Source organism: Kitasatospora sp. NPDC054768, assembly GCF_053612025.1.
The window spans coordinates 31,762-55,466 of the sequence record NZ_JBSHBN010000050.1; the positions used below are offsets into that span (position 1 = coordinate 31,762).

The 23,705-nt window shown below is 73.8% G+C and carries 24 protein-coding genes; 18 read left to right on the forward strand and 6 right to left on the reverse strand.

What is annotated here, in order from left to right; genetic code table 11:
- Positions 1–134 precede the first annotated feature (134 nt).
- The 4 genes from mmpB (at position 135) to ACWGKU_RS17670 (ending at position 3,736) form a co-directional block, all read left to right on the forward strand.
- Positions 135–275 carry a morphogenic membrane protein MmpB gene (gene mmpB, locus ACWGKU_RS17655; protein ID WP_401045304.1) on the forward strand — a complete coding sequence of 47 codons (141 nt, stop codon included), beginning with the start codon at positions 135–137 and terminating at the stop codon, positions 273–275.
- A gap of 47 nt (positions 276–322) precedes the next feature.
- Positions 323–925 carry a nucleoside triphosphate pyrophosphatase gene (locus tag ACWGKU_RS17660; RefSeq protein WP_401045305.1) on the forward strand — a complete coding sequence of 201 codons (603 nt, stop codon included), beginning with the start codon at positions 323–325 and terminating at the stop codon, positions 923–925.
- Between the two features lie 64 nt (positions 926–989).
- Positions 990–1,724, forward strand: coding sequence for a hypothetical protein (locus ACWGKU_RS17665; RefSeq protein ID WP_359906076.1), 735 nt, complete (start codon positions 990–992; stop codon positions 1,722–1,724).
- Positions 1,725–1,960: 236 nt separating this feature from the next.
- Entirely contained in the window at positions 1,961–3,736 is a 1,776-nt protein-coding gene (locus ACWGKU_RS17670) for an acetyl/propionyl/methylcrotonyl-CoA carboxylase subunit alpha (RefSeq protein WP_401045309.1), read from the forward strand.
- Positions 3,737–3,849: 113 nt separating this feature from the next.
- Here the strand turns inward: ACWGKU_RS17670 and ACWGKU_RS17675 are convergent, their stop codons facing one another.
- On the reverse strand, positions 3,850–4,806 hold the full coding sequence (locus ACWGKU_RS17675; RefSeq protein ID WP_452178820.1) for a DeoR/GlpR family DNA-binding transcription regulator: 957 nt from the start codon (positions 4,804–4,806) through the stop codon (positions 3,850–3,852).
- Between the two features lie 237 nt (positions 4,807–5,043).
- On the reverse strand, positions 5,044–6,498 hold the full coding sequence (locus ACWGKU_RS17680) for an NAD(P)H-quinone dehydrogenase (RefSeq protein ID WP_452178811.1): 1,455 nt from the start codon (positions 6,496–6,498) through the stop codon (positions 5,044–5,046).
- 99 nt (positions 6,499–6,597) lie between these two features.
- On the opposite strand from ACWGKU_RS17680, the gene ACWGKU_RS17685 reads away from it, so the two are divergent.
- From ACWGKU_RS17685 to ACWGKU_RS17695, 3 genes are all read left to right on the forward strand, one after another.
- Complete coding sequence (locus ACWGKU_RS17685; protein WP_224284955.1) at positions 6,598–7,035, forward strand: gamma-glutamylcyclotransferase; 438 nt, start codon at positions 6,598–6,600, stop codon at positions 7,033–7,035.
- Positions 7,036–7,240: 205 nt separating this feature from the next.
- Entirely contained in the window at positions 7,241–8,062 is an 822-nt protein-coding gene (locus ACWGKU_RS17690; RefSeq protein ID WP_359906064.1) for a purine-nucleoside phosphorylase, read from the forward strand.
- A gap of 194 nt (positions 8,063–8,256) precedes the next feature.
- Positions 8,257–9,981: a phospho-sugar mutase gene (locus ACWGKU_RS17695; RefSeq protein ID WP_452178810.1), complete on the forward strand. Its 1,725-nt coding sequence runs from the start codon at positions 8,257–8,259 to the stop codon at positions 9,979–9,981.
- 66 nt (positions 9,982–10,047) lie between these two features.
- Here ACWGKU_RS17695 and ACWGKU_RS17700 read toward each other — a convergent pair whose 3' ends face one another.
- Entirely contained in the window at positions 10,048–10,728 is a 681-nt protein-coding gene (locus tag ACWGKU_RS17700) for a PH domain-containing protein (RefSeq protein ID WP_359906059.1), read from the reverse strand.
- 106 nt (positions 10,729–10,834) lie between these two features.
- Between ACWGKU_RS17700 and deoC the strand changes: the two genes are divergently transcribed.
- The 5 genes from deoC to ACWGKU_RS17725 all read left to right on the forward strand — a co-directional run bounded on the left by deoC (position 10,835) and on the right by ACWGKU_RS17725 (position 15,536).
- The gene (deoC, locus tag ACWGKU_RS17705) at positions 10,835–11,821 is read left to right on the forward strand and encodes a deoxyribose-phosphate aldolase (protein WP_401047404.1); all 987 of its coding nucleotides are present in this window, start codon (positions 10,835–10,837) and stop codon (positions 11,819–11,821) included.
- 5 nt (positions 11,822–11,826) lie between these two features.
- Complete coding sequence (locus tag ACWGKU_RS17710) at positions 11,827–13,314, forward strand: aldehyde dehydrogenase family protein (RefSeq protein WP_452178809.1); 1,488 nt, start codon at positions 11,827–11,829, stop codon at positions 13,312–13,314.
- A 1-nt stretch (position 13,315) separates the two neighbouring features.
- Positions 13,316–14,221: an aldehyde dehydrogenase family protein gene (locus ACWGKU_RS17715; protein WP_387736332.1), complete on the forward strand. Its 906-nt coding sequence runs from the start codon at positions 13,316–13,318 to the stop codon at positions 14,219–14,221.
- 221 nt (positions 14,222–14,442) lie between these two features.
- Entirely contained in the window at positions 14,443–14,850 is a 408-nt protein-coding gene (locus ACWGKU_RS17720) for a hypothetical protein (RefSeq protein WP_452178808.1), read from the forward strand.
- Between the two features lie 47 nt (positions 14,851–14,897).
- A complete protein-coding gene (locus tag ACWGKU_RS17725) occupies positions 14,898–15,536 on the forward strand; it encodes an ATP-binding protein (RefSeq protein WP_359906046.1) in 639 nt (212 codons plus the stop codon).
- Positions 15,537–15,742: 206 nt separating this feature from the next.
- Here ACWGKU_RS17725 and ACWGKU_RS17730 read toward each other — a convergent pair whose 3' ends face one another.
- Positions 15,743–16,615, reverse strand: a complete 873-nt coding sequence (locus ACWGKU_RS17730) for a SigE family RNA polymerase sigma factor (protein WP_452178819.1) — start codon at positions 16,613–16,615, stop codon at positions 15,743–15,745.
- A 380-nt stretch (positions 16,616–16,995) separates the two neighbouring features.
- Between ACWGKU_RS17730 and ACWGKU_RS17735 the strand changes: the two genes are divergently transcribed.
- From ACWGKU_RS17735 to ACWGKU_RS17750, 4 genes are all read left to right on the forward strand, one after another.
- Positions 16,996–17,673, forward strand: a complete 678-nt coding sequence (locus ACWGKU_RS17735; RefSeq protein WP_030257458.1) for a response regulator transcription factor — start codon at positions 16,996–16,998, stop codon at positions 17,671–17,673.
- Between the two features lie 60 nt (positions 17,674–17,733).
- Positions 17,734–19,278, forward strand: a complete 1,545-nt coding sequence (locus ACWGKU_RS17740) for an ATP-binding protein (RefSeq protein WP_401050030.1) — start codon at positions 17,734–17,736, stop codon at positions 19,276–19,278.
- Positions 19,275–19,607, forward strand: coding sequence for a hypothetical protein (locus ACWGKU_RS17745; RefSeq protein ID WP_452178807.1), 333 nt, complete (start codon positions 19,275–19,277; stop codon positions 19,605–19,607). Before ACWGKU_RS17740 ends, ACWGKU_RS17745 begins: the two co-directional genes overlap by 4 nt.
- A gap of 101 nt (positions 19,608–19,708) precedes the next feature.
- On the forward strand, positions 19,709–20,317 hold the full coding sequence (locus ACWGKU_RS17750) for a VanZ family protein (RefSeq protein WP_452178806.1): 609 nt from the start codon (positions 19,709–19,711) through the stop codon (positions 20,315–20,317).
- On the opposite strand, the gene ACWGKU_RS17755 is transcribed toward ACWGKU_RS17750, so the two are convergent.
- Positions 20,287–20,967 (reverse strand): PhzF family phenazine biosynthesis protein, encoded by a 681-nt coding sequence (locus ACWGKU_RS17755; RefSeq protein WP_452178805.1) that lies wholly within the window; start codon positions 20,965–20,967, stop codon positions 20,287–20,289. The two genes, ACWGKU_RS17750 and ACWGKU_RS17755, sit on opposite strands and share 31 nt — an antisense overlap.
- A 148-nt stretch (positions 20,968–21,115) precedes the next feature.
- Here ACWGKU_RS17755 and ACWGKU_RS17760 point away from each other — a divergent pair, with 148 nt between their 5' ends.
- Positions 21,116–21,706: a hypothetical protein gene (locus ACWGKU_RS17760; protein WP_452178804.1), complete on the forward strand. Its 591-nt coding sequence runs from the start codon at positions 21,116–21,118 to the stop codon at positions 21,704–21,706.
- Positions 21,707–21,784: 78 nt separating this feature from the next.
- Here the strand turns inward: ACWGKU_RS17760 and ACWGKU_RS17765 are convergent, their stop codons facing one another.
- Entirely contained in the window at positions 21,785–23,176 is a 1,392-nt protein-coding gene (locus tag ACWGKU_RS17765; RefSeq protein ID WP_452179724.1) for a hypothetical protein, read from the reverse strand.
- Between the two features lie 348 nt (positions 23,177–23,524).
- On the opposite strand from ACWGKU_RS17765, the gene ACWGKU_RS17770 reads away from it, so the two are divergent.
- Positions 23,525–23,705 (forward strand): PspC domain-containing protein (locus ACWGKU_RS17770; RefSeq protein ID WP_452191476.1); only part of this gene is annotated, 181 nt, incomplete at its 3' end.

The window sequence follows — 23,705 nt, forward strand, 5'->3', positions numbered from 1 at the left end:
CTGACACCCGCCGTGCGGAGCGGGCGACCGGCCCCGCCGGCCGCCCGCTCCGCGTGTTCCCGGGCGCCCGCTCCGCCCGGAACCTGAGTACGGATACTCAGGCGCCCGCGCCCCGCGCGGCGCACTCTGGACGGGTGCTCTGGTCAGATCCCCGTGACGAGCCCTCGCCCGAGGCCCGTCGGATGCAGGAGCGGATGCAGCGGGCCGGCAAGGTGATCGCCGTCCTGGTGCTGGTCGGCGCCGTGCTGATGATGCTCTCCCAGCCCTTCAGCTGAACCGTTCACCCGAACGGCGGATAGGAGCACCCCCTACCCTGGTGGGCATGACCGACCAGCGCGCCCTCGTCCTCGCCTCCGCCTCCCCCGCCCGCCTCGGGCTGCTGCGCCAGGCGGGCCTCGACCCGCGCGTGGTGGTCAGCGGCGTCGACGAGGACGCGATCACCGCCGCCACCCCCGCCGAACTCGCGCTCGTGCTGGCCGAGGCCAAGGCGAAGGCCGTCGCCGCCGAACTCGCCGACGGCGAGCTGGTGATCGGCTGCGACTCCGTCCTGGAACTGGACGGCCGGGCCCTCGGCAAGCCCGCCGACGCCGCCGAGGCGCTGGCCCGCTGGCAGTCGATGCGCGGGCGCGCCGGCGTGCTGCGCACCGGCCACTGCGTGATCGACACCACGACCGGCCGGCAGTCCTCGGCCACCGCCTCCACCACCGTCCGCTTCGGCACCCCGGACGACGCCGAGGTCGCCGCGTACGTGGCCTCGGGCGAACCGCTGCACGTGGCCGGGGCGTTCACCCTGGACGGCCGCTCGGCGCCGTTCATCGACGGCATCGACGGCGATCCGGGCAACGTCATCGGCCTCTCCCTGCCGCTGCTGCGCCGGCTGCTCGCCGACCTGGGCGTGCGCATCACCGATCTGTGGGCCGACTGACCTGCCGCACCGCGCCCCTGTCGCCCTAAGCTGACCGGCGTCCGAACGGGGAGGGGCGCGGAAGATGACCGACAGCGTGCTCAACGTGGTGCTCGGCCTGGTGGCCAGTGCGATCAGCGCTGTCCTCGGCTGGCTGGCCCAGGTGCTGCGGCGGCGCCGCAAGGTCGAACGGGTGCGGGCGTTCTTCGGGCTGCCGAGCGGCAGCGAGTGCCTGATCGTGGTGCCGCGCAGCATCGGGACGGGCTCGCACGCGCACACCGTGACCCGGCGCGACGCCTACGCGCTGATGTGGCTGGCCGGGCTGGTCGAGGAGTGCGGGGCGCGTCCCGAACTGGTCGCCCACGACGCCGCGCACCGCGGCCTGGGCGCCAAGACCGAGCTGTGCCTGGGCGGTCCGGTCAGCAACGAGCGGATGGCCGCGCACCTGGCCTGGGCCCTGCCCGGCGTGCTCGTCACCTCCGGGCCGGGTCCCGGCAGCAACGTGATCGTGGTGGGCGAGCGCGACTACACCGCCGACCGCGACCAGGCGCACGCCCTGCTCGCCCGGATCTCCACCCCGGACGGCGGCCGCCCGGTGTTCCTGGTCGCCGGCCAGACCGGCGTCGCCAACCAGGCCGGGGTGCGCCACCTGGTCGCGCACCACCGCGAACTCGCCCGGAGGTACGGGCAGGACGGCACCTTCGCGCTCGTCCTGCGGGTGGTCAATCCGGAGGCGTACGGGCCGGACATGGTCGAGGTGGCGGCCGACGTGACGGCCGAGGCGCTGCAGCGGCCAGGCGCCCGCTCAGGCGCCGCTTGAGCGGTCCGCGCGAGACTGTGGCCGATGCCACCTCCCCGCCACGCCGCCGGCCGGTCACCCGCCGTGGCCCCGCCCGATCCGGGGGGACCGGCGCCGACCTGCGGCGTCGTCCGCGGGGCCGCGGAAGGGGCCGGAAAAGCCATCACCGAGCGTGTGGGATAGTTCACAACCCGGGGCTACTCGCCGGTACTGCCCAGGAATCCATAAACTCAACGAGGTTCAAGAAGGGAGCCACAGTGCGCAAGGTGCTCATCGCCAACCGCGGGGAAATCGCCGTCCGCGTCGCCAGGGCCTGCTCGGACGCCGGTATCGCCAGCGTCGCCGTCTACGCCGAGCCGGACCGGGATGCGCTGCACGTCCGCGCGGCCGACGAGGCTTACGCGCTGGGCGGTGACACCCCCGCTACCAGCTACCTGGACATCGCCAAGGTCCTCAGGGCGGCCGCCGACTCCGGCGCCGACGCCGTCCACCCCGGCTACGGGTTCCTGTCGGAGAACGCCGACTTCGCCCAGGCCGTCCTCGACGCGGGTCTGATCTGGATCGGCCCGCCGCCGCAGGCCATCCGCGACCTCGGCGACAAGGTGACCGCCCGGCACGTCGCCCAGCGGGCCGGTGCCCCGCTGGTGGCCGGCACGCCGGACCCGGTCTCGGGCGCCGACGAGGTCGTCGTCTTCGCCCGGGAGCACGGCCTGCCGGTCGCCATCAAGGCGGCCTTCGGCGGTGGCGGCCGCGGCCTCAAGGTCGCCCGCACGCTGGAGGAGATCCCCGAGCTGTACGAGTCCGCGGTGCGCGAGGCCGTCGCCGCCTTCGGCCGCGGCGAGTGCTTCGTCGAGCGCTACCTGGACAACCCGCGGCACGTGGAGACCCAGTGCCTGGCCGACAAGCACGGCAACGTGGTGGTCGTCTCCACCCGTGACTGCTCGCTGCAGCGCCGCCACCAGAAGCTCGTCGAGGAGGCGCCCGCGCCGTTCCTGACCGCCGAGCAGAACGCCGAGCTGTACCGGGCGTCCAAGGCCATCCTGAAGGAGGCCGGCTACGAGGGCGCCGGGACCTGCGAGTTCCTGGTCGCCCTGGACGGCACGATCTCCTTCCTGGAGGTCAACACCCGTCTCCAGGTGGAGCACCCGGTCACCGAGGAGGTCACCGGCCTCGACCTGGTCCGCGAGATGTTCCGGATCGCCGACGGCGAGGAGCTCGGCTACGGCGACCCCGAGGTGCGCGGCCACTCCTTCGAGTTCCGCATCAACGGCGAGGACCCGGGCCGCAACTTCCTGCCCGCGCCCGGCACCGTGACGCTGTTCGCCCCGCCGTCCGGCCCGGGCGTGCGCCTGGACTCCGGCGTGGAGACCGGCTCGGTCATCGGCCCGGCCTGGGACTCGCTGCTGGCCAAGCTGGTCGTCACCGGCCGCGACCGCAAGCAGGCCCTGGAGCGGGCCCGCCGCGCGCTGGCCGAGTTCAAGGTGGAGGGCATGGCCACCGCCATCCCGTTCCACCGGGCGGCCGTCGTCGACCCGGCGTTCGCGCCGGAGGTGCACGGCAGCGACGAGCCGTTCAAGGTCTTCACCCGGTGGATCGAGACCGAGTTCGACAACACCATCCCGCCGTTCGCCGGCGCGGCCGGTGACGGCGAGGAGGCCGAGACCCGGGAGACCGTGGTGGTCGAGGTCGGCGGCAAGCGGATCGAGGTCTCGCTGCCGTCCTCGCTGGGCGTCGCGACGGCCCCGGCGGCCGGTGCGGCGGGTGCCGCCAAGGCCAAGCGCCGGGTGGGCGCCAAGAAGGCCGGTTCGGCCGTCAGCGGCGACACCCTGGCCTCGCCGATGCAGGGCACCATCGTCAAGGTCGCCGTGGAGGAGGGCCAGGTCGTCGCCGAGGGCGAGCTGATCGTGGTCCTGGAGGCGATGAAGATGGAGCAGCCGCTGAACGCCCACAAGGCGGGCACCGTCTCCGGTCTCAAGGCCGAGGTGGGCGCGAGCGTCAGCAGCGGCGCCGCGCTCTGCGAGATCAAGGACTGACGCCGCCGCGGGAGGCACCGTCCCCCCGGACCGGTCCGTACGCCCATCGGGGGCGTGCGGACCGGTCGCGTTTCCGGGGTCCGCCGGTCGCGTCCCGCGGACTCCCCGCGGGCTCAGCGCCCGCGCGGCAGCCCCAGCTCGGCCAGCCGGGTCGGCATGCCGCCCGGGCCGACCGGTCCGCCGTGCGCGCCGGGGCGGCGCTGGCCGGGCAGCGGGGCGCCGCCGGGGGGCGGGCCGCCGCGGCGGGCCATCGGGCCGGGCTGGGTCTGGTGCACCGGGCCGCTGCCGGTGCCGTGCACCGGGGCGTCGCCGCTCGGGCCCGCGCCCAGCGGGGCCAGGTCGACCTGCACCCCGCAGTCGGCGAGCGCGTCCAGTTCGCGGACGGTGGCGTCGTCCGCGGTGGCCTGCTCGTCGGTGACCAGCCGGGTGATGGTGTCGGTGGCGACGGTCTGGAACATGCCGGCCGCGCCGAGCTTGGTGTGGTCGGCGAGGACGATCACCTCGGCGGCCGCCAGCACCATGGCCCGGTCCACGCTCGCGGACAGCATGTTCGCCGTCGACAGCCCGCGCTCGGCCGTCAGCCCGCTGCCGGAGATGAAGGCCTTGGTGACCCTCAGCCCCTGCAGGGACTGCTCCGCGCCGCTGCCCACCAGCGCGTAGTTGGAGCCGCGCAGGGTGCCGCCGGTCATCACCACTTCGACCCGGTTGGCGTGCGCCAGCGCCTGGGCGACCAGCAGCGAGTTGGTGACCACCGTCAGCCCGGGCACCCGGGCCAGTCTGCGGGCCAGCTCCTGGGTGGTGGTGCCGGCGCCGACCACCACCGCGTCGCCCTCCTCCACCAGGCCGGCGGCGAGGTCCGCGATGGCGCTCTTCTCCGCCGCGGACAGGTGGGTCTTCTGCGGGTATCCGGGTTCGCGGCTGAAGCCGCCGGGGAGCACCGCGCCGCCGTGCCGGCGGTCGAGGAGCCCTTCTGCCTCCAGCGCCCGCACGTCACGGCGCACGGTCACTTCGGAGGTCTGGACGACGCGGGCCAATTCCCGGAGCGAGACGGCTCCGTTGGCGCGCACCATTTCGAGGATCAACTGGCGACGTTCTGCTGCAAACACAGAACCGACGGTAACCTGCGTGACCGTCTGCTTTCAGGCGTTTGCAGCTAGTAGCGGGAATTGCTCACGCACGAGCGGCGCGTGACCGTAGAATACGCGCCGCCCATGCCCCCGGAACCGCGCCCGCCGTCCGGGTGACGGCCATGCCCGCGCGAAGGGCGGCCGCCGATCGGCGGCCGCCCTCAACTGTGCGCCGGACGCTCAGGATTCGCCGTCGGCCCGCTTGCGGATGTGCAGCTGCCGGGCGGCCTCGGCGGTCGAACCGGAGACGGACGGGTAGACGGTGAAGGCGCTGGCCACCTGTTCGACCGTCAGATTGGCGTCCACCGCGAGCGAGATCGAGTGGATCAGCTCGCTGGCCCGCGGGGCGACGACCACGCCGCCGACCACGATGCCGGTGCCCGGGCGGCAGAACAGCTTCACGAAGCCGTCCCGGATGCCCTGCATCTTCGCCCGCGGGTTGCCGCGCAGCGGGAGCTTGACCACGACGGCGTCCATCTTGCCGCACTCCACGTCGGCCGCCGTGTAGCCGACGGTGGCGATCTCCGGGTCGGTGAAGACGTTGGAGGCCACGGTCTTGAGGTTCAGCGGCTGCACCGCGTCGCCGAGCGCGTGGTACATCGCGATCCGGCCCTGCATGGCCGCCACCGAGGCGAGCATGAAGACGCCGGTGCAGTCACCGGCCGCGTACACGCCGGGGGCGCTGGTGCGGGAGACCCGGTCGACCTGGATCTGGCCCCAGTCGTTGAGCTTGACCCCGGCCTCCTCCAGCCCCATCTCGGAGGTGTTGGGGATCGAGCCGACCGCCATCAGGCAGTGGGTGCCCTCGATCACCTTGCCGTCGGCCAGCATGACCTCGACCCGGTCGCCGATCCGCTTGACGCTCTCGGCGCGCGAGCGACCCATCACGTTCATGCCGCGGCGGCGGAAGACGTCCTCCAGCACCTCGGCGGCGTCCGGGTCCTCGCCCGGCAGCACCCGGTCGCGGCTGGAGACCAGGGTCACCTTGGAGCCGAGCGCCTGGTAGGCGCCGGCGAACTCGGCGCCGGTCACGCCGGAGCCGACCACGATCAGCTCGCGGGGCAGCTCCTCCAGGTCGTACACCTGGGTCCAGGTGAGGATCCGCTCGCCGTCCGGCTGGGCGTCCGGCAGCTCGCGCGGGTGGGCGCCGGTGGCGATCAGCACGGCGTCGGCGCGCAGCGACTGCACGGTGCCGTCGGGCGCGTCCACCAGCACCTCGCGGGAGCCGTCCGCGGCCTGCCCACCGGCGCCGAGCCAGCCGCGGCCGCGCAGCACGGTGACGCTGGCCCGGGTGACGGACTGGGTGATGTCGTGGGACTGCGCGATGGCCAGGCGCTTCACACGGCGGTTGACCTTGCCCAGGTCCACGCCGATGACCCGGGCCGCCTGCTCGACCGGCGGAGTGTCGTCCGCGACCAGGATGCCCAGCTCCTCGTACGAGCTGTCGAAGGTGGTCATCACCTCCGCGGTCGCGATCAGGGTCTTCGACGGAACGCAGTCCGTGAGCACCGCCGATCCACCCAGACCGTCGCGGTCGACGACGGTCACCTCCGCGCCGAGCTGAGCGGCCACCAGCGCCGCCTCGTAGCCGCCGGGTCCGCCACCGATGATCACGATCCGAGTCACGCTCCCCATTGTCCCGCACGCCGGGACGGCCGCCACGCCGGGGTCCGGGCTCCCGTACGTTCGCCCAGTAGCCCCGGCCCGCCCGCCGCCCGGGCTACGCTGGCCCCCATGCCCCTTTACGCCGCGTATGCCACCAACCTCGATGCCCGGCAGATGACCCGCCGAGCCCCGCACTCCCCGCTGCGCGGCACGGGGTGGCTAGCCGGTTGGCGGCTCACCTTCGGCGGCGAGCAGCTCGGCTGGGAAGGCTCGCTGGCCACCGTGGTCGAGGACGAGAAGGACCAGGTCTTCGTCTCGCTGTACGACGTCGCGCCCATGGACGAGGAGGGCCTGGACCGCTGGGAGGGCGTCCAGCTCGGCATCTACCGCAAGATCAAGCTGCGCGCGCAGACCCTGGACGGGGACATCCCGGTCTGGACGTACGTGCTCAACGACTACGAGGGCGGCCTGCCCGCGGCCCGCTACCTCGGCCTGATCGCCGACGCCGCGGAGAGCGCCGGCGCCCCGCACGACTACGTGATGGACCTGCGCCGCCGCCCCTGCTGAGGGATTCCCGGGGCTCCGTGCGCCTGCGGGCCGCGCGCCGGGCGTGCGGGTACGGAGGGTGCGGAGCGCCGTCTGTGGGGGAACCGACGAACCGGGCGGCCCGGAACCACCGCCGAGCTGTGTTTTCGGGTCATCCGGGTAACGATCCGGCATGCCGCGGCGGAATTTCTACGCGCGTAGCCGATTCCCGTCTATCCTCGGACCCGTGAACGCTTCTCCTCAGTCGGTCGTCTCCGCCGACCCCTACGCCGCCGCCCAGGCCGCCGCCGAGCGCCTGCGCGAGCTGACCGGTGCCGAGCGGCACGACGTCGCCCTGGTGATGGGCTCCGGCTGGGTGCCGGCCGCCGACGCCCTGGGCGAGACCGTGGCCGAGTTCCCGGTCACCGAGCTCCCTGGCTTCCCCGCCCCCGCCGTCGCCGGCCACGCCGGCACGATCCGCTCGGTGAAGATCGGCGACAAGCGCGCCCTGATCTTCCTCGGCCGCAACCACTACTACGAGGGCCACGGCGTCGCCACCGTCGTCCACGGCGTGCGCACCGCCGCCGCGGCCGGCTGCGGCATCATCGTGCTGACCAACGGCTGCGGCGGTCTGCGCCAGGGCTGGACCCCGGGCCAGCCGGTCCTGATCAGCGACCACATCAACCTGACCGCGGACTCCCCGATCGTCGGCGCCAACTTCGTCGACCTCACCGACCTGTACTCCAAGCGCCTGCGCGCGCTCTGCCGCGAGGTCGACCCGTCCCTGGACGAGGCCGTCTACGTCCAGTTCCGCGGCCCGCACTACGAGACCCCGGCCGAGGTCAACATGGCCCGGGTGATCGGCGGCGAGCTGGTCGGCATGTCCACCACCCTGGAGGCCATCGCCGCCCGCGAGGCCGGCGCCGAGGTGCTCGGCATCTCCCTGGTCACCAACCTGGCCGCCGGCATGACCGGCGAGCCGCTCAACCACGCCGAGGTGCTGGAGGCCGGCAAGGCCTCCGCCGAGCGCATGGGCGAACTGCTGGCGAAGGTCCTTGAGCGGATCTGACGCCCACCAGGCGCAGAATCATGACCGACGGGGCCCACGGGCGGCGTGATCCGCTGATCACGCCCTCCCGTGGGCCCCGTCCGCATGCGCGACCCCTTTCCTTGCGGAACCCTCCGGTCACAGCGGAAACCCTCCTCCCGATCAACCGCGGAACCTCCGGCCGACACACCGACGCACTTCCCGATGGAGCTGGCATGACGCAGGCACTCAACCCCGATCTCCTCGCCCGGGCCCGGACCTGGCTGGCCGAGGACCCCGACCCGCAGACCCGCGAGGAGCTCGCCGCGCTGCTGGCCCTGGCCGAGGGCCCGGAGGCCGAGACCGACGCCAAGCTCGCCTGGTCGGAGCTGGCCGAGCGGTTCTCCGACCGGCTCCAGTTCGGCACCGCCGGCCTGCGCGGCGAACTCGGCGCCGGCCCGATGCGGATGAACCGCGCCGTGGTGATCCGGGCCGCCGCCGGCCTGGTCGCCTACGTCAAGCAGCAGGGCCTGGGCGACCTGGTCGTCATCGGCTACGACGCCCGCCACAAGTCCTACGACTTCGCCCGCGACACCGCCGCCGTGGTGGTCGGCGCCGGCCTGCGCGCCGCGCTGCTGCCGCGCCCGCTGCCGACCCCGGTGCTCGCCTTCGCCGTCCGCCACCTGGGCGCGGCCGCCGGCGTCACCGTCACCGCCAGCCACAACCCGCCGCAGGACAACGGCTACAAGGTCTACCTGGGCGACGGCTCGCAGATCGTCCCGCCGGCCGACGCCGGGATCGCCGCCGAGATCGACGCGATCGGCTCGCTGGACGAGGTCCCGCGCGCCGAGGAGGGCTGGGAGGTGCTCGGCGAGGAGGTCGTCGAGGCCTACCTGACCCGGGCCGTCTCCATCGTCGACGAGCACGGCCCGCGCGACCTGGAGGTGGTCTACACCCCGATGCACGGCGTCGGCCGCGACACCCTGGTCGCCGCGTTCCGCCGGGCGGGCTTCCCCGCGCCCACCGTGGTCGCCGAGCAGGCCGAGCCCGACCCGGACTTCCCGACCGTGGCCTTCCCCAACCCGGAGGAGCCGGGGGCGATGGACCTCGCCTTCCGCACCGCCGCCACCGTCGGCCCGGACATCGTGATCGCCAACGACCCGGACGCCGACCGCTGCGCGGTGGCCGTCCCCGCCAACGGCAACGCGGCCGGCGGCGGCGCCGGCGCGGCCGGCTGGCGGATGCTGCGCGGCGACGAGGTCGGCGCGCTGCTCGGCTCGGCCCTGGTCGCGAAGAAGGCCGAGGGCACCTTCGCCACCACCATCGTCTCCGCCACCCTGCTCGGCCGGATCGCCGAGGCGGCGGGGCTGGGCTACGCCGAGACCCTGACCGGCTTCAAGTGGCTCTCCCGCGCCGAGGGCCTGCGCTACGGCTACGAGGAGGCGCTCGGCTACTGCGTCGACCCGCAGGGCGTCCGGGACAAGGACGGCATCACCGCCGCCCTGCTGGTCGCCGAGCTGGCCGCCACGCTCAAGAAGTCCGGCCGCACCCTCGCCGACCTGCTGGACGACCTGGCGCTGGAGCACGGCCTGCACGCCACCGACCAGCTCTCCGTCCGGGTCAAGGACCTCACGCTGATCGCCGACGCCATGCGCCGGCTGCGCGAGCAGCCGCCGACCGTCCTGGCCGGTCTGCGGGTCACCCGCGCCGACGACCTGTCGGCCGGCTCCGCGGACCTGCCGCCCACCGACGGGCTGCGCTACTACCTGGCCGGCGAGGGCGTCCGCTCCGCCCGCATCGTGGTCCGCCCCTCGGGCACCGAGCCCAAGCTCAAGTGCTACCTGGAGGTCGTCCTCCCGGTCGCCTCCGCGGCCGACCTCGGTCCCGCCCGCGAGCGTGCCGCCGCTCTCCTCGCCACCGTCAAGCACGACCTCGCCGAGGCCGCCGGCATCACCGCCTGACGTCCGCGCACACGTGAAGGGGCCCGCCGGTCGTGACCGGCGGGCCCCTTCGTGCGGTCGGCGGGGTCAGACCGCGATGACGGTGATCAGCGCGATCAGGCCGGCCAGGGTGGGGGCGATGACCCACCAGCACCAGCGGACCTCGACCGGGCCGGTGGCGGAGGGTCGGGCGGCGTTGCGCTCGGCCGTCTCCTGGAGGACGGCGGTGACCTGGTCGGACCAGGCGCGGGTGGGGTCGGGCGAGCCCTGGACGACCGGGTTGGTCCGCTTGGCCATGCCCAGCCCCAGGCCGGTCCTGGAGGCGTGCTCGGCGGCGCTGGGGCTCTGCGCCCGGGTGGCCCGCTTGCGCTGCCGCAGCGACACCGGCACGGCCCAGAGCTGGAACTTCTTCCCGCCGGCGAGCAGCTCGACCGAGTACCCGGCGCGCAGCGCGTCCACCGAGGCCCACGGCGCGACGACGGTCCGCCACGGGTTGCGCACCACCAGCCGGTCGCGGCCGGCCGTCACGGCCGGGCGCAGCGTGTACGCGATCACCGGGAAGGCGAACACCGGCACCGCCGCGAGCGAGACGTACGGGGTCTTCCCGGTCCCGCTCACCACCGCGTCGCCGATCAGCCAGGCCGCCACGACCAGCAGCAGCACTCCGGAGATCACACCGGGGACAGAGCGGTACACGCGGTCGGCGTACTCGGGCTCCCCGTCGGGGGCGGCGGGGCCCTGGTGGGGCTTGCCGTCGGAATCGGTCATGACGTCGATTCTGCCCCATGCCCCTCACCCCGAGGTCTCGGTCCGGCCACGAATGGCGAGCGCCCTAGCGGTTTGCTACGCGCGTAGATATGCTGCCCTGGTGACTATGTCCACTGTTGCAGCCAATGCCCCCGGCGTTGCGGGCAGCGGCCTTCAGGACGTTGCGGCGTCCGAGGCCTCGCTCCGCCGATTCCTGCACGGCCTGCCCGGCGTCGACCAGGTCGGCCTGGAGGCGCGTGCCGCCGCTCTCGGTACCCGCTCGATCAAGACCACGGCGAAGGCGTACGCCATCGACCTGGCGATCTCGATGATCGACCTGACCACGCTGGAGGGCGCGGACACGGTCGGCAAGGTGCGCGCGCTGTGCGCCAAGGGCAGGACTCCCGACCCGACCGACCCGAACACCCCCCGCGTCGCCGCCATCTGTGTCTATCCGGACATGGTCGCCACCGCGAAGGCCGCCCTGAAGGGCACCGACATCCAGGTCGCCTCGGTGGCCACCGCCTTCCCGGCCGGCCGCGCCGCCCTCCCGGTCAAGCTCGCCGACACCGCCGACGCGGTGGCCGCGGGCGCCGACGAGATCGACATGGTGATCGACCGCGGCGCCTTCCTCTCCGGCCGCTACCTCGACGTCTTCCACGAGATCACGGCCGTCAAGGAGGCGTGCGAGCGCCCCGACGGCAGCTCCGCCCACCTCAAGGTGATCTTCGAGACCGGCGAGCTCCAGACCTACGACAACGTCCGCCGGGTCTCCTGGCTGGCGATGCTGGCCGGCGCCGACTTCATCAAGACCTCCACCGGCAAGGTCGCCGTCAACGCGACCCCGCCGGTCACCCTGCTGATGCTGGAGGCGGTCCGCGACTTCCGCGCGGCCACCGGCGTCCAGGTCGGCGTCAAGCCCGCCGGCGGCATCCGCACCACCAAGGACGCCATGAAGTACCTGGTGATGGTCAACGAGACCCTCGGCGACGACTGGCTGACCCCGCACTGGTTCCGCTTCGGCGCCTCCAGCCTGCTCAACGACCTGCTGATGCAGCGCCAGAAGCTGGCCACCGGCCGCTACTCCGGCCCCGACTACGTGACGGTGGACTGATCACCATGGCCAAGAAGAAGAACACCGAGGAGCCCGTGGCCAAGCCCGCCGGCGGCCTCTTCGCCTACGCCCCGGCCCCGGAGTCCCCCGCCGCCGCGGGCGACATCGCCACCTCCTACGGCCACTTCATCGGCGGCGAGTTCGTCGACTCCTCCGGCAACGAGGCCCTGAAGACGGTCAACCCGGCCACCGAGCAGGTGCTCGCCGAGTTCGCCCAGGGCACCGAGGAGGACGTGGACCGCGCGGTCGCCGCCGCCCGCAAGGCCTTCGCCGGCTGGTCGGCGCTGCCCGGCAGCGAGCGCGCCAAGTACCTGTTCCGGATCGCCCGGATCATCCAGGAGCGCAGCCGCGAGCTGGCCGTGCTGGAGTCGATCGACAACGGCAAGCCGATCCGCGAGACCCGCGACGTCGACCTGCCGCTCGTCGCCGCCCACTTCTTCTACTACGCGGGCTGGGCGGACAAGCTGGACTTCGCCGGCTTCGGCCCGAACCCGAAGCCGCTGGGCGTGGCCGGCCAGGTCATCCCGTGGAACTTCCCGCTGCTGATGCTGGCGTGGAAGATCGCGCCCGCGCTGGCGACCGGCAACACGGTCGTCCTGAAGCCGGCCGAGACCACCCCGCTGACCGCGCTGCGCTTCGCCGAGATCTGCCGCCAGGCCGGTCTGCCGAAGGGCGTCGTCAACATCGTCACCGGTGACGGCCGCACCGGCGCCGCGCTGACCTCCCACCCGGACGTCAACAAGGTCGCGTTCACCGGCTCCACCCCGGTCGGCCGCGCCATCGCCAAGCAGCTGGCCGGCACCCGCAAGAAGCTCTCGCTGGAGCTGGGCGGCAAGGCCGCGAACATCGTCTTCGACGACGCGCCGATCGACCAGGCGGTCGAGGGCATCGTCAACGGCATCTTCTTCAACCAGGGCCACGTCTGCTGCGCGGGTTCGCGCCTGCTGGTCCAGGAGTCGATCCAGGACGAGCTGCTGGACGCCCTGAAGCGCCGGATGGCCACCCTGCGGGTCGGCGACCCGCTGGACAAGAACACCGACATCGGCGCCATCAACTCGGCCGAGCAGCTGGCCCGGATCACCGCGCTGACCGAGGCCGGCGAGGCCGAGGGCGCCGAGCGCTGGTCTCCGGCGTGCGAACTCCCGGGCACCGGCTTCTGGTTCAAGCCGACCCTGTTCACCGGCGTGAGCCAGGCCCACCGGATCGCCCAGGAGGAGATCTTCGGCCCGGTCCTGTCGGTGCTGACCTTCCGCACCCCCGCCGAGGCGGTCGAGAAGGCCAACAACACCCCGTTCGGCCTCTCCGCCGGCATCTGGACGGAGAAGGGCTCGCGCATCCTCTGGATGGCCAACCGGCTCCGGGCCGGCGTGGTCTGGGCCAACACCTTCAACAAGTTCGACCCCACCTCGCCGTTCGGCGGATACAAGGAGTCGGGCTACGGCCGCGAGGGTGGCCGCCACGGTCTGGAGCCCTACCTGAATGTCGAGGCCTGAGATGTCTGACACGACCTTCCAGCGTCTTGACGTCCTCAAGACCTACAAGCTGTACGTCGGCGGGAAGTTCCCGCGCTCCGAGAGCGGGCGGGTGTACGAGGTGACCGACGCAAAGGGCGAGTGGCTCGCCAACGTCCCGCTGGGCACCCGCAAGGACGCCCGCGACGCCGTCGTGGCCGCCCGCAAGGCGGTCAAGGGCTGGTCCGGCACCACCGCGTACAACCGCGGCCAGGTGCTGTACCGGGTGGCCGAGATGCTCCAGGGCCGGCGCGAGCAGTTCGCCGCCGAGGTGGCCGTCTCCGAGGGCATCGGCCCGAAGAAGGCCGCCGCGCTGGTGGACGCCGCGATCGACCGCTGGGTCTGGTACGCGGGCTGGACCGACAAGGTCGCCCAGATCGCGGGCGGCGCCAACCCGGTCGCCGGGCCGTTCTTCAACCTCTCCACCCCGGAGCCGACCGGCGTGGTCGGGATCGTCGCCCCGCAGGCCGGGTACGGGCACTCGCTGCTCGGCCTGGTCTCGGTGATCGCCCCGGCGATCGCCACCGGCAACACGGTCGTGGTCGCGGCCGCCGCGGACGCCCCGCTGCCCGCGCTGTCGCTGGGCGAGGTGCTGGCCACCTCGGACGTCCCGGGCGGCGTGGTCAACATCGTCTCGGGCCGGACGGCGGACATCGCCCCCACCCTGGCCTCGCACCAGGACGTCAACGCGCTGGACCTCACCGGGGCCATCGCCGTCGACGGTCCCGGCGCGCCGCAGCCGCTGGAAGCGGCCGCCGCGGATACCCTGAAGAGGGTAGTCCGTCCGGTGCTGGACCCGTTCGCCCAGGACTGGACCAATGCGCCCGGTACGGACCGGCTACTCTCGTTCCTGGAGACGAAGACGGTCTGGCACCCGATGGGGATCTGACCTCCCCGTTCCGCGTAACAACTCCACAAGCTGGCCGTCCCCAGTGCCCTCACCCCCCCAGGGCCCGGACGGTCATTGGACGGACCCGCGCCTCTCCCCCCCTGGCGCGGGTCCGTCGGCGTTCCCGCGACTTTCGTCGCCGCCCGGGCCGACTTTCGGGGCTTCCCGTCCGTACGCGTCCGGACCATGATCGTCGGGACGGAACCGGCCGAGGGGGCGCGATGGAAGAACTGGGCGAGCTGATGGCACTCGTCACGGACGGCGTGCTGCGCCGGTGGCGGGTGGCCCGGGCCCGCCGCCGGCTGGCCGCCGGGAAGGCGGTGCGGCTGCCCTGCTCGGCCCGCTCCGACCGGCCCGGCCGACGGCCCGGCTACGTCAACGGGACGCTGGGGATCACCCCCGGAGCCGCCACCGCGAGCTTCCGCGCGCGCGGCGCCGACCCGCTCGACCTGCCCGTCGGGGGCACCTTCCACGAACCCGAGCCCGACACCTGGCACGACCAGGACTGGGCCGCCACCGCGTACCGGCCGCCCGGAGGCGGGGAGCCGGTGTACCTCCAGGTGGACAGCCGCTGCCTGCCGATGGTCCGGTCCGCCCTGGCCGGTCCGAAGCCGCGGCAGAAGGTCTGAGCCGACCGGTTTCGGCAACCGGCCGGGATGCGTCAGACTGATGTCCCGTGAGTGACTCCCCCATGAACCCCGCACCGACCGGGCATGCCCGGGTGATCCTGCTCTCCGGGCCCTCCGGGTCGGGGAAGTCCTCGCTGGCCGAGCGCAGCGGCCTGCCGGTGCTCCAGCTCGACGACTTCTACAAGGACGGGGACGACCCGACCCTGCCGCGGCTGCCGGACGGCGCCGTCGACTGGGACTCCCCGCTGGCCTGGCACCGCGACCAGGCCGTCGCCGCGATCCGCGCCCTGCACGAGCACGGGCGCACGGACGTCCCGGTGTACTCGATCCCGGACAACGGCCGGATCGGCACCCGCGGCCTGGAGCTGGGCGGGGCGGGCGCGTTCATCGCGGAAGGCATATTCGCCGCCGAGATCACCGCCGAGTGCGCCGACCAGGGCCTGCTGGGCGACGCCCTGTGCCTGCGCAACGGCGCGCTCACCACGGCCTGGCGCCGGCTGCGCCGGGACGTCCGGGAGGGCCGCAAGTCGCTGCCGGTGCTGCTGCGCCGGGGCCTGCGGCTGATGCGGGCCGAGCGGTCCATCGTCGGGCGGCAGGTCGCGCTCGGCTCGTACGCGTGCGCCGGCCCGGAGGCCGAGCGGCGGATCCGCGCCGCGGCCCGGACCACCGAGCTCTCCGCGGCCTGAACCCCGGGGCCGGATCCCGCGGCCCGGACCGGCCCCGCGCCGCGGGGCCGTGACACCCAGGACATGACGAAGGCCCGGTGCGTCTCCCCCGCACCGGGCCCTTCGCCTTCCCCGAACGGTCCTCGGCTCCCCCACGGGCGTGCTCCCCCGAGCCGCTGCCCCCGGACCGTGACCGTCCGCTTCCCGTCCCCCGACGGGAGTCCTCGTTACGCGACCAGCTCGCCGAACGCCCGGACGGTGTCGCCCGACTTGTTCAGGTGCTCGTCCTCGCGCAGCCGGCGCAGGGCGCGCCAGATGCTGCTCTTGACCGTGCCGACGCTGATCCCCAGCACGTCGGCGATCTCCGGGTCGGTCTTGCCCTCGTAGTACCGCAGCACCAGCATGGTGCGCTGGTTCTCCGGCAGCTTCGCCAGCGCCTGCCAGAGCACGGTGCGCAGCTCGGTGCCGCCCATCGCGTCGGTGTCGCCGGCCGTCTCCGGCAGCTCCTCGGTCGGGTACTCGTTGACCTTGCGGCGCCGCCAGGCGGAGATGTGCAGGTTGGTCATGGTGCGGCGGAGGTACCCGCCGACCGCGGCCTTGTCGGTGATCCGGCCCCAGGCCCGGTAGGTGCTGAAGAGCGCGCTCTGCAGCAGGTCCTCGGCCTCGTAGCGGTCACCGGTCAGGTGGTAGGCCGTGGCGTACAGGGAGGCGCGGCGCTCGCGCACGTACGCGGTGAACTCCGTGATGTGGTCCTCCGCGACGGCCGGGTGCTCCCCCTGCGCGCCTCCCTGTCCCGCCTCGGTGGTGCGGGCCGCGGCGGGGTTCAGCCGCAGCAGCGTCGCACCGGCGGCCTCACGACCGGTCGGCTCCCCCGAACCGACCGTCCGCAGACCGTTCCCCCCGGTCCCCCGGTTACCCCCCGGGGCGTCCTTGCCCTCGACGCGGACGGGGAGGATCCCCCGCAGCGTGAGGGTGCTGGCGGAGTCGGCCGAACTCCCCAGACGGCCGATCCCGTACAGCTCCCCCGTCCTGCCGCCGCCGCTCACCCGACGGGCGCCAGGGTTTCCACCGGTGCTGTGCGCGCACCCCCGCACGGTCACGGCACCGGAGTTCTCGTCGGTCCTGACCTCGTACCGGGTCCGGTGGGACGTGGCTGACGAACGCGCGGTGCGGACAGCCGGGTTGGTCCGGGTCTGAAGCATGGCGTTCATCGTGCGCCCCCTGGGTCGGTACGAGCGGTTCCGGTAGCCGCCCTTCAGCCGGCCTTGCGGCCCGCTGTCCTGCGGCGACATGGAAAATCCTGCCCGCCGGTTGTGATGGCGCTGTCCGCCGACTGTCACAGGGGTGTCACAGGAGGGGGCCGAACATCCCGGACCGCCTCCCTCCGTACCGGACGCCGGTGGCGTCCGTTCCGGTTCCCGGAGGGACGGTGGGTGATCCGGGGGGTGATTCGGCGCGGCCGGTGGGCCAAAATGGGGCCGTGCCTTTCCTCCTTCTGATCGAGGACGACGACGCCATCCGGACCGGCCTCGAACTCGCTCTCACCCGCCAGGGCCACCGCGTGGCCACCGCCGCCTCCGGCGAGGACGGCCTGAGGCTCTTCAAGGAGCAGCGGCCCGACCTGATCGTGCTGGACGTGATGCTGCCCGGCATCGACGGCTTCGAGGTGTGCCGCCGGATCCGCCGCACCGACCAGCTGCCGATCATCCTGCTCACCGCGCGCTCGGACGACATCGACGTGGTGGTGGGCCTGGAGTCCGGCGCGGACGACTACGTCGTGAAGCCGGTGCAGCCACGCGTGCTGGACGCCCGGATCCGGGCGGTGCTGCGGCGCGGCGAGCGGGAGAGCTCGGACTCCTCTGCCTACGGCAGCGTGGTGATCGACCGCGCGGCGATGACCGTCACCAAGGACGGACAGGACCTCCAACTCACCCCGACCGAACTGCGGCTGCTGCTGGAGCTCAGCCGCCGCCCCGGCCAGGCGCTCTCCCGCCAGCAGCTGCTGCGGCTGGTCTGGGAGCACGACTACCTCGGCGACTCCCGCCTGGTGGACGCGTGCGTGCAGCGGCTGCGGGCCAAGGTCGAGGACGTGCCGTCCGCGCCGACGCTGATCCGCACCGTCCGCGGGGTGGGCTACCGGCTGGACCCGCCGGCCTGACCCCGAACACCTCCGACCAGCCCCACCCGCCCCTGAACTCCCGTACCACGACAGGCTCTTGTGACTGACCATCAGACGACTGCCCGGCGGTTCCCGACGGGCCGGTGGCGTCGGCTGCGCTCCCTGCGGGTGCGGCTGATCGCGGTGTTCGCGGCCGTCGCGCTGCTCGCCGCCGTCTCGGCCTCCGGCATCGCGTACTGGCTGAACCGCGACGCGGTGCTCAAGCGCGCCCAGGACACCGCGCTGAACGACTTCCGGGTCTCGCTCACCCGCAACGTCTCCGAGCTGCCGCTGAACGCGAGCTGCCCGGAACTGGCCGCGCTGGCGTCCAACGTGGCCAGCTCCGGGCTGACGTACGACGTGGTGGTGGTCGACGCGGCGCACCCGGAGTGCACGGCCTCCTCCGACCCCGCGAACTTCACACTGGCGGACGTCCCGGCGGCGCTGCGGTCCACCGTCGCCAAGCCGCGCGAGATCACCGAGAACAACCCGTACCCGTACCACCTGTACTGGCAGCGGCAGAACCTGGAGGGCCGGCCGTTCGTGATCGGCGGCACCAAGGTGGTGCCGAACGGCCCGACGGCGTACATGTTCAAGTCGCTGGAGAACGAGCGGGCCGACCTCAACACGCTGGGCTGGTCGCTGGCCATCGCCACGCTGCTCGCGCTGATCGGCTCGGCGCTGCTCGCCCAGGCCGCCTCGGCGACCGTGCTGCGGCCGGTCAAGCGGCTCGGGGACGCCGCCCGGAGGCTCGGCGAGGGGCACCTGGACACCCGGCTGGAGGTCGAGGGCTCGGACGAACTCGCCGACCTGGCACGGACCTTCAACCGGGCCGCGGAGTCGCTGCACGAGCAGGTCGAGGAGCTGAGCGCGCGCGAGGCGCAGAGCCGGCGGTTCGTCGCCGACATGTCGCACGAGCTGCGCACCCCGCTGACCGCGATGACCGCCGTGACCGACATCCTGGAGGACGAGGCCGAGTCGCTGGACCCGATGATCGAGCCGGCCGTCCGGCTCGTGGTCAGCGAGACCCGGCGGCTGTCCGACCTGGTGGAGAACCTCATGGAGGTGACCCGCTTCGACGCCGGTACCGCCAGGCTGGTCGCCGACGAGGTGGACATCGCCGACCTGATCATGTCCTGCATCGACGGGCGGGCCTGGTACGACGCGGTCGAACTGGACGCCCCGCGCGGCATCCTGGCCGTGGTCGACCCGCGCCGGCTCGACGTGGTCTTCGCCAATCTCATCGGCAACGCGCTGAAGCACGGCGGCTCGCCGGTGCGGGTCGGGGTCCGGCAGGACGGGGAGTCGGTCGTGGTCGAGGTCTCCGACAGCGGTCCGGGCATCCCGGAGGACGTGCTGCCGCACGTCTTCGACCGCTTCTACAAGGCGGACCGCGGGCGGGCGCGCTCGGAGGGCAGCGGCCTCGGGCTGTCGATCGCGATGGCCAACGCGCAGATACACGGGGGGACGATCACGGCGGCGAACGGGGAGGTCGGCGCGGTGTTCACCCTGATCCTGCCGCTGGCCCCGCCGCCTCCGCCGTCAGCGGGCGGGGCCGAGGGCGGCCCCGCCGGCGACGCCGCCGAGGACAAGGACACCACGTGACCGCCCCCACCGACACCGCCGTCCCCCGTACCGTCCTGCGCCGCGGCGCCGGCGTGCTGCTGCTGCTCGCGCTGGTCTCCGGCTGCGGCATCCGGCCGACCGCCGTACCGGTCGACGCCGGCGCGCCCGCCAGCCGGACGGCCTGCCCGACCACGCCGCACATACCGGCGGCCCTGGCCACCCCGCCGGGACCGGCGCCGACCGTGACCCCGACCCGTGGCACCAAGGCGGCCGTGAGTCCGAGCCCGTCGCCCACCCCGGTGACGCAGGTCAGCCCGCCGCCGGACAACGTGTTCGGCGCGATGCCGACGACCTCGCCCTGCCGGTAGGCCGCCGGGAAGGAGGGCGCGGACGGGACTCGGGGGGCGCGCTTGGGAATGTTCACGCCGGGTGTGGAACCGACGTGCCGTCGGCCCACGTCCTTCCCCCCGTGCAGCGAGATGGCACCAGGACACGCGAGGAGCGTTCCGGCGCGGGGACCGAGAGCAGCCCGGCGGCGGCCGTCCACCGTCCCCTCCGGTTGGCCGGGCTGGCGGGTCTCACCGGCCACCTGGCACTGGCGCTCTGGCTGGTGCTGAGACCACTGCCGGTGGCCTGGGTGTACGACGCCAACCTGACGCCGCTCGCCTCGCTCCGCTCCTCCAGCGGCTGGCAGGTGGTCGGCGAACTCCTGCTGCTGGCCCCGCTCGGGGTCCTGCTGCCGCTGGCCGGCGGCCGGCTCCGGGCCCCCTGGCTGCCCTCCTTCCTGCGCACCACCGGCGTCTCCGCACTGCTGGCGACCGCGCTGGAGTTCCTCTCGTCCTGGGCGCCCGGGCACGTCCTCAACGTGGACCACATCCTGCTCGCCGTGGCCGGCGTGGCCGTCGCCCACCTCGCGCTCGTCCCCGGCCTGCGGCACCTGCTGCGGGACCGGCGGCCGCGGGCGCCCCGGATGCCGGTGCTCTCCGTGCCGCCGGTGGCCGCCGTCACCCCGGTCACGGCCGTCGCACCCACCGCCCGCCGGCGCGCCTACGCCGAACCGACGCCGCCCGCCCGCTGAGCCGGCCCCGGGGCCCGGACCACCCGGCCACCGACCTCCACCAGCCCGCCCGGGCACGGTCCGGCCAGCAGCTGCGAACCCCGGCCCTGGGTGACGGTCAGCGCCCGCCCCAGGCTCGCGGCCAGCAACAGGGCGGCCGCTCCCGTCGCCTCGTCCTCGTCGATCCCGTCGCCCCGCCCGGGGAAGGCCCGGGCCCGTACGGTGCCGACCGCCGCGTCCTGCCAGGCCCAGGCGTAGACCCACTCCCCCGGCGGCGGCACCTCCAGCGCCTCCACCTCGGCCGCCGAACCGTACTGCCGCAGCGTGCGCCCCGGGGCCCACTCCGGCCGGGCCGCGATCCGGGTCAGCCCGTCCGCGCGCCGCACCGCCACCTCGCCGGCGGCCGTGACCAGCCGGTCCACCCCGAGCAGCCAGGCCGCGCCCACGCAGGGGTGGCCGGCGAACGGCAGGCGCACCGACGGGGTGTAGATGTCGATCTCCCCGCGTTCCGGGTCGTCGACGAACACCGTCTCGCTGAAGCCCAGTTCGCGGGCGATCCGCTGCCGGTCCGCGCGCCCCGGCACGGCGGCGCCGTCGCGCACCACGCCGAGCGCGTTGCCGTGCCCGCCGTCGGGCCCGCAAAAGACCCGCAGCACCTCAAAATCCGTCATTTCCCACCTCGTCGACTGCCGCTGCGGCACAGCGCAATGACACCGTGACACAAAGGCGGCGACGAATGTCGGCCGCCTTTAGTACTGTGCGCTCTCGTCCCCGAACGGCGCCTGCCGTTTTTCTTCTTCCCTTCCCCAGGAAACCGCTTTGAACAATCTGGACTTCAGCGCCGAACCGCTCTTCTCCTGGTACGTCGTACTGCTGGCGCTCAGCGGCGTCATCATGGTGGCCCTCGGGGCCGCCGCCGGCGGGCTGAAGGCCGGCCTGCGCGTCCTCAACGTCGTCCTCGGCCTCGGCTTCCTCGGGTACGCCTACTACCTGGCGTTCGTCTTCGAGGGCGGCACCTACTACATCTTCTTCAAGGTGTTCATCCTGCCGGTCGGCATGATCGTCGCCTCGGTGAAGGCGCTCGTCGAACGCGGCAACGCCAAGCAGCAGCAGTCCGCCCAGGCGGCCGCCGCGTTCGCCCCCAACGCGCCGCAGGGGGCCTTCAACCCGAACGCGCCGTTCAACCCGAACGCCCCGTTCAACCCGAACGCCCCGCAGGCCCCGTACGCCCAGCAGCCGGGCGCGCCCGTCCCGCCGCCGGCCGGCGCCCCGGTTCCCCCGGTCGCGCCGCAGGCCGCTCCGCCCGCCCCGCCGCAGGGCGGCGCGCCGTACCAGCCGGGCGTCCCCCCGCAGCCGGTCGCGGACAACCCGTACGCGCAGCCGCAGCCGCCGCAGAACCCGGTCGGCTGACCGCGCCACCGGCTCGTACACACCGGAAGGCCCGTCCGTCCCCGCACGACAGCGGGGGCGGACGGGCCTTCCGGCACGTCAGGGTCGGTTACCGGCACCGCCCCGCACCCGGTTGCGGCGCCGCGCCACCACCAGGGTGCCGACGCCCATGGCGATCGCGGTCACCCCGGTGATCGCCATCGGCTCCGCGGCCGTGCCGCCACCGGTGGAGGCCAGCCGGGTGTCGGCGGCCGGGGCGGCCACCGCCCGCGAGCCGCCCGTCGCCGGACTCGGCGCCATCGGAGGGGCCGCCGCCGGGACGACCGGGGCGGCGGACGGCTCCGGCGCCTCCGGGCCCGGGGCGGGGTCCTGGAACGCCGGAGCGGCCCTGGCGGTGGGACCCGTCGCGGACACGGTGATGAAGTCGGCCGCGGCGCCGACCGCCTCGGCCGCGCTCTCGCCCGGCTCCGGCAGGGTGTCCGCGACGGCGACCAGGGACTCGAACAGGATCGGCGCGTCCCTGGTGAAGGCCAGCCGGACCTCGACGGTGCGGCTCCCGCCCTTCGCCAGCGCGATGACGTCGGCGTTCCGGTCCCCGGTCCGCAGCCCGAGGCACAGCCAGGCCGGGTGCCCCGGGCTGTCGGCCAAGGTGGCCTCCCGCCACTGCCCGTCGACGGCACGGAACTCGAACTTGACGGTGCTCGAAGGGAGTTCGGCCGCCCCCTGGAACACGGCCGCGGGCACGACCCGCAGGTCCTTGCCGCTCCGGTTGGTGAGGACCAGCGTGAACGGCTTCGCCTCCCCGCCCACCGTGAACGAGGTGGGCACGCCCTCGAACCCGACCTCCACGGTGGCCGCCGGGGTGGCCGGCGCCGTGGTCGGCACGGTGGTCGGCGCCGCCGCCGGGGCGACGACCAGGTCCGGGTGGCCGCTCTCCGCACCGGTGGTGCGCTGCTCCGGCGGCAGGGCCGGGTCCGAGACCACGGAGTCGAAGCCCGGCGTCACCCGCCCGGCAGGGGCGTCGGCGGTGACGGTGAGCCGCAGCCGGTAGACGGCCTCGGCGCCGGCCGCCAGCGACAGCACGGCGGGCTGGTCGAGCACCCAGCGGGCGCCGGTGCCCCCGGCATTCACCCTGGCGTCCTGCCACTGGGCGGCGCCGGGCGACCGGTACTCCAGCCTGAAGTGGCCCTGCCCGGCGTCGGCGCCGGCGCCGGTGTCCGCGAGGCCGAAGAACGAGGACGGGACGTCCAGCCGGTGGTCGGCGGTGTTCCGGAGCGTCGCGGTGAACTCCACCGCCGCGCCACCCGCCGTGACGGTGCCGGGAAGGCCCCCGAAGGTGATCGTGACCGGCGAGGGACGGGTCCGGGTGCCCGGGACCACCGCGACGGCCTGCGGCGCGGCGAGGACGGCCGGGCCCTCGACGGCGGCCAGGCCGGAGGCCAGCGTGACGGCGGCGGTCGCGGTCAGGAATCTGCGATGCCGAATGCGCAATTCAACCTCACGAGAGAATGCGGGACAGAACCCATCAGGACGTGAAATCGCTTGCGCGAGAGGTTGTTCCACAACGAAGTCGGGCTCTTCGTCCGCCCCCCGGCCGACTGCGATCGGCAGCATCCTACCGAGCCGGCCGGGCCCCTTCGGACGGGCCCGGGCGCACGTTCCGGCCCTCGGCCCTCGGGGTCACCCTGAGGGCTACCCCGACGTCCGGCTACGCCTGCCCGGTGACCCTTCGGGGCGGAGAATCACCTGCCGGACGGAGGACCGGGGGCCGCCGGCGACGGAGTATGGAAGCAGCCCGCCGGACCGGCCGGACCGGGCCGCCACCACACGGAGAACACCATGACCGCGCGCCTCGCCCGTCCCCGCCACAACCGCGTCATCGCCGGCGTCTGCGCCGGGATCGCCGAACGCTTCGGCCTGACCCCGTGGACCGTCCGGCTGATCTTCCTGCTCTCCTGCCTGCTGCCCGGCCCCCAGTTCCTCCTCTACCTGGCCCTCTGGCTGCTGCTCCCCCAGGAGC

Coding starts and splice junctions, on each gene's coding strand:
- ACWGKU_RS17660 (WP_401045305.1), top strand. CDS start 323: ATGACCGACCAGCGCGCCCTCGTCCTCGCCTCCGCCTCCCCCGCCCGC.
- ACWGKU_RS17665 (WP_359906076.1), top strand. CDS start 990: ATGACCGACAGCGTGCTCAACGTGGTGCTCGGCCTGGTGGCCAGTGCG.
- ACWGKU_RS17675 (WP_452178820.1), bottom strand. CDS start 4,806: ATGGTGCGCGCCAACGGAGCCGTCTCGCTCCGGGAATTGGCCCGCGTC.
- ACWGKU_RS17680 (WP_452178811.1), bottom strand. CDS start 6,498: ATGGGGAGCGTGACTCGGATCGTGATCATCGGTGGCGGACCCGGCGGC.
- ACWGKU_RS17685 (WP_224284955.1), top strand. CDS start 6,598: ATGCCCCTTTACGCCGCGTATGCCACCAACCTCGATGCCCGGCAGATG.
- ACWGKU_RS17695 (WP_452178810.1), top strand. CDS start 8,257: ATGACGCAGGCACTCAACCCCGATCTCCTCGCCCGGGCCCGGACCTGG.
- ACWGKU_RS17700 (WP_359906059.1), bottom strand. CDS start 10,728: ATGACCGATTCCGACGGCAAGCCCCACCAGGGCCCCGCCGCCCCCGAC.
- deoC (WP_401047404.1), top strand. CDS start 10,835: ATGTCCACTGTTGCAGCCAATGCCCCCGGCGTTGCGGGCAGCGGCCTT.
- ACWGKU_RS17710 (WP_452178809.1), top strand. CDS start 11,827: ATGGCCAAGAAGAAGAACACCGAGGAGCCCGTGGCCAAGCCCGCCGGC.
- ACWGKU_RS17715 (WP_387736332.1), top strand. CDS start 13,316: ATGTCTGACACGACCTTCCAGCGTCTTGACGTCCTCAAGACCTACAAG.
- ACWGKU_RS17720 (WP_452178808.1), top strand. CDS start 14,443: ATGGAAGAACTGGGCGAGCTGATGGCACTCGTCACGGACGGCGTGCTG.
- ACWGKU_RS17755 (WP_452178805.1), bottom strand. CDS start 20,967: ATGACGGATTTTGAGGTGCTGCGGGTCTTTTGCGGGCCCGACGGCGGG.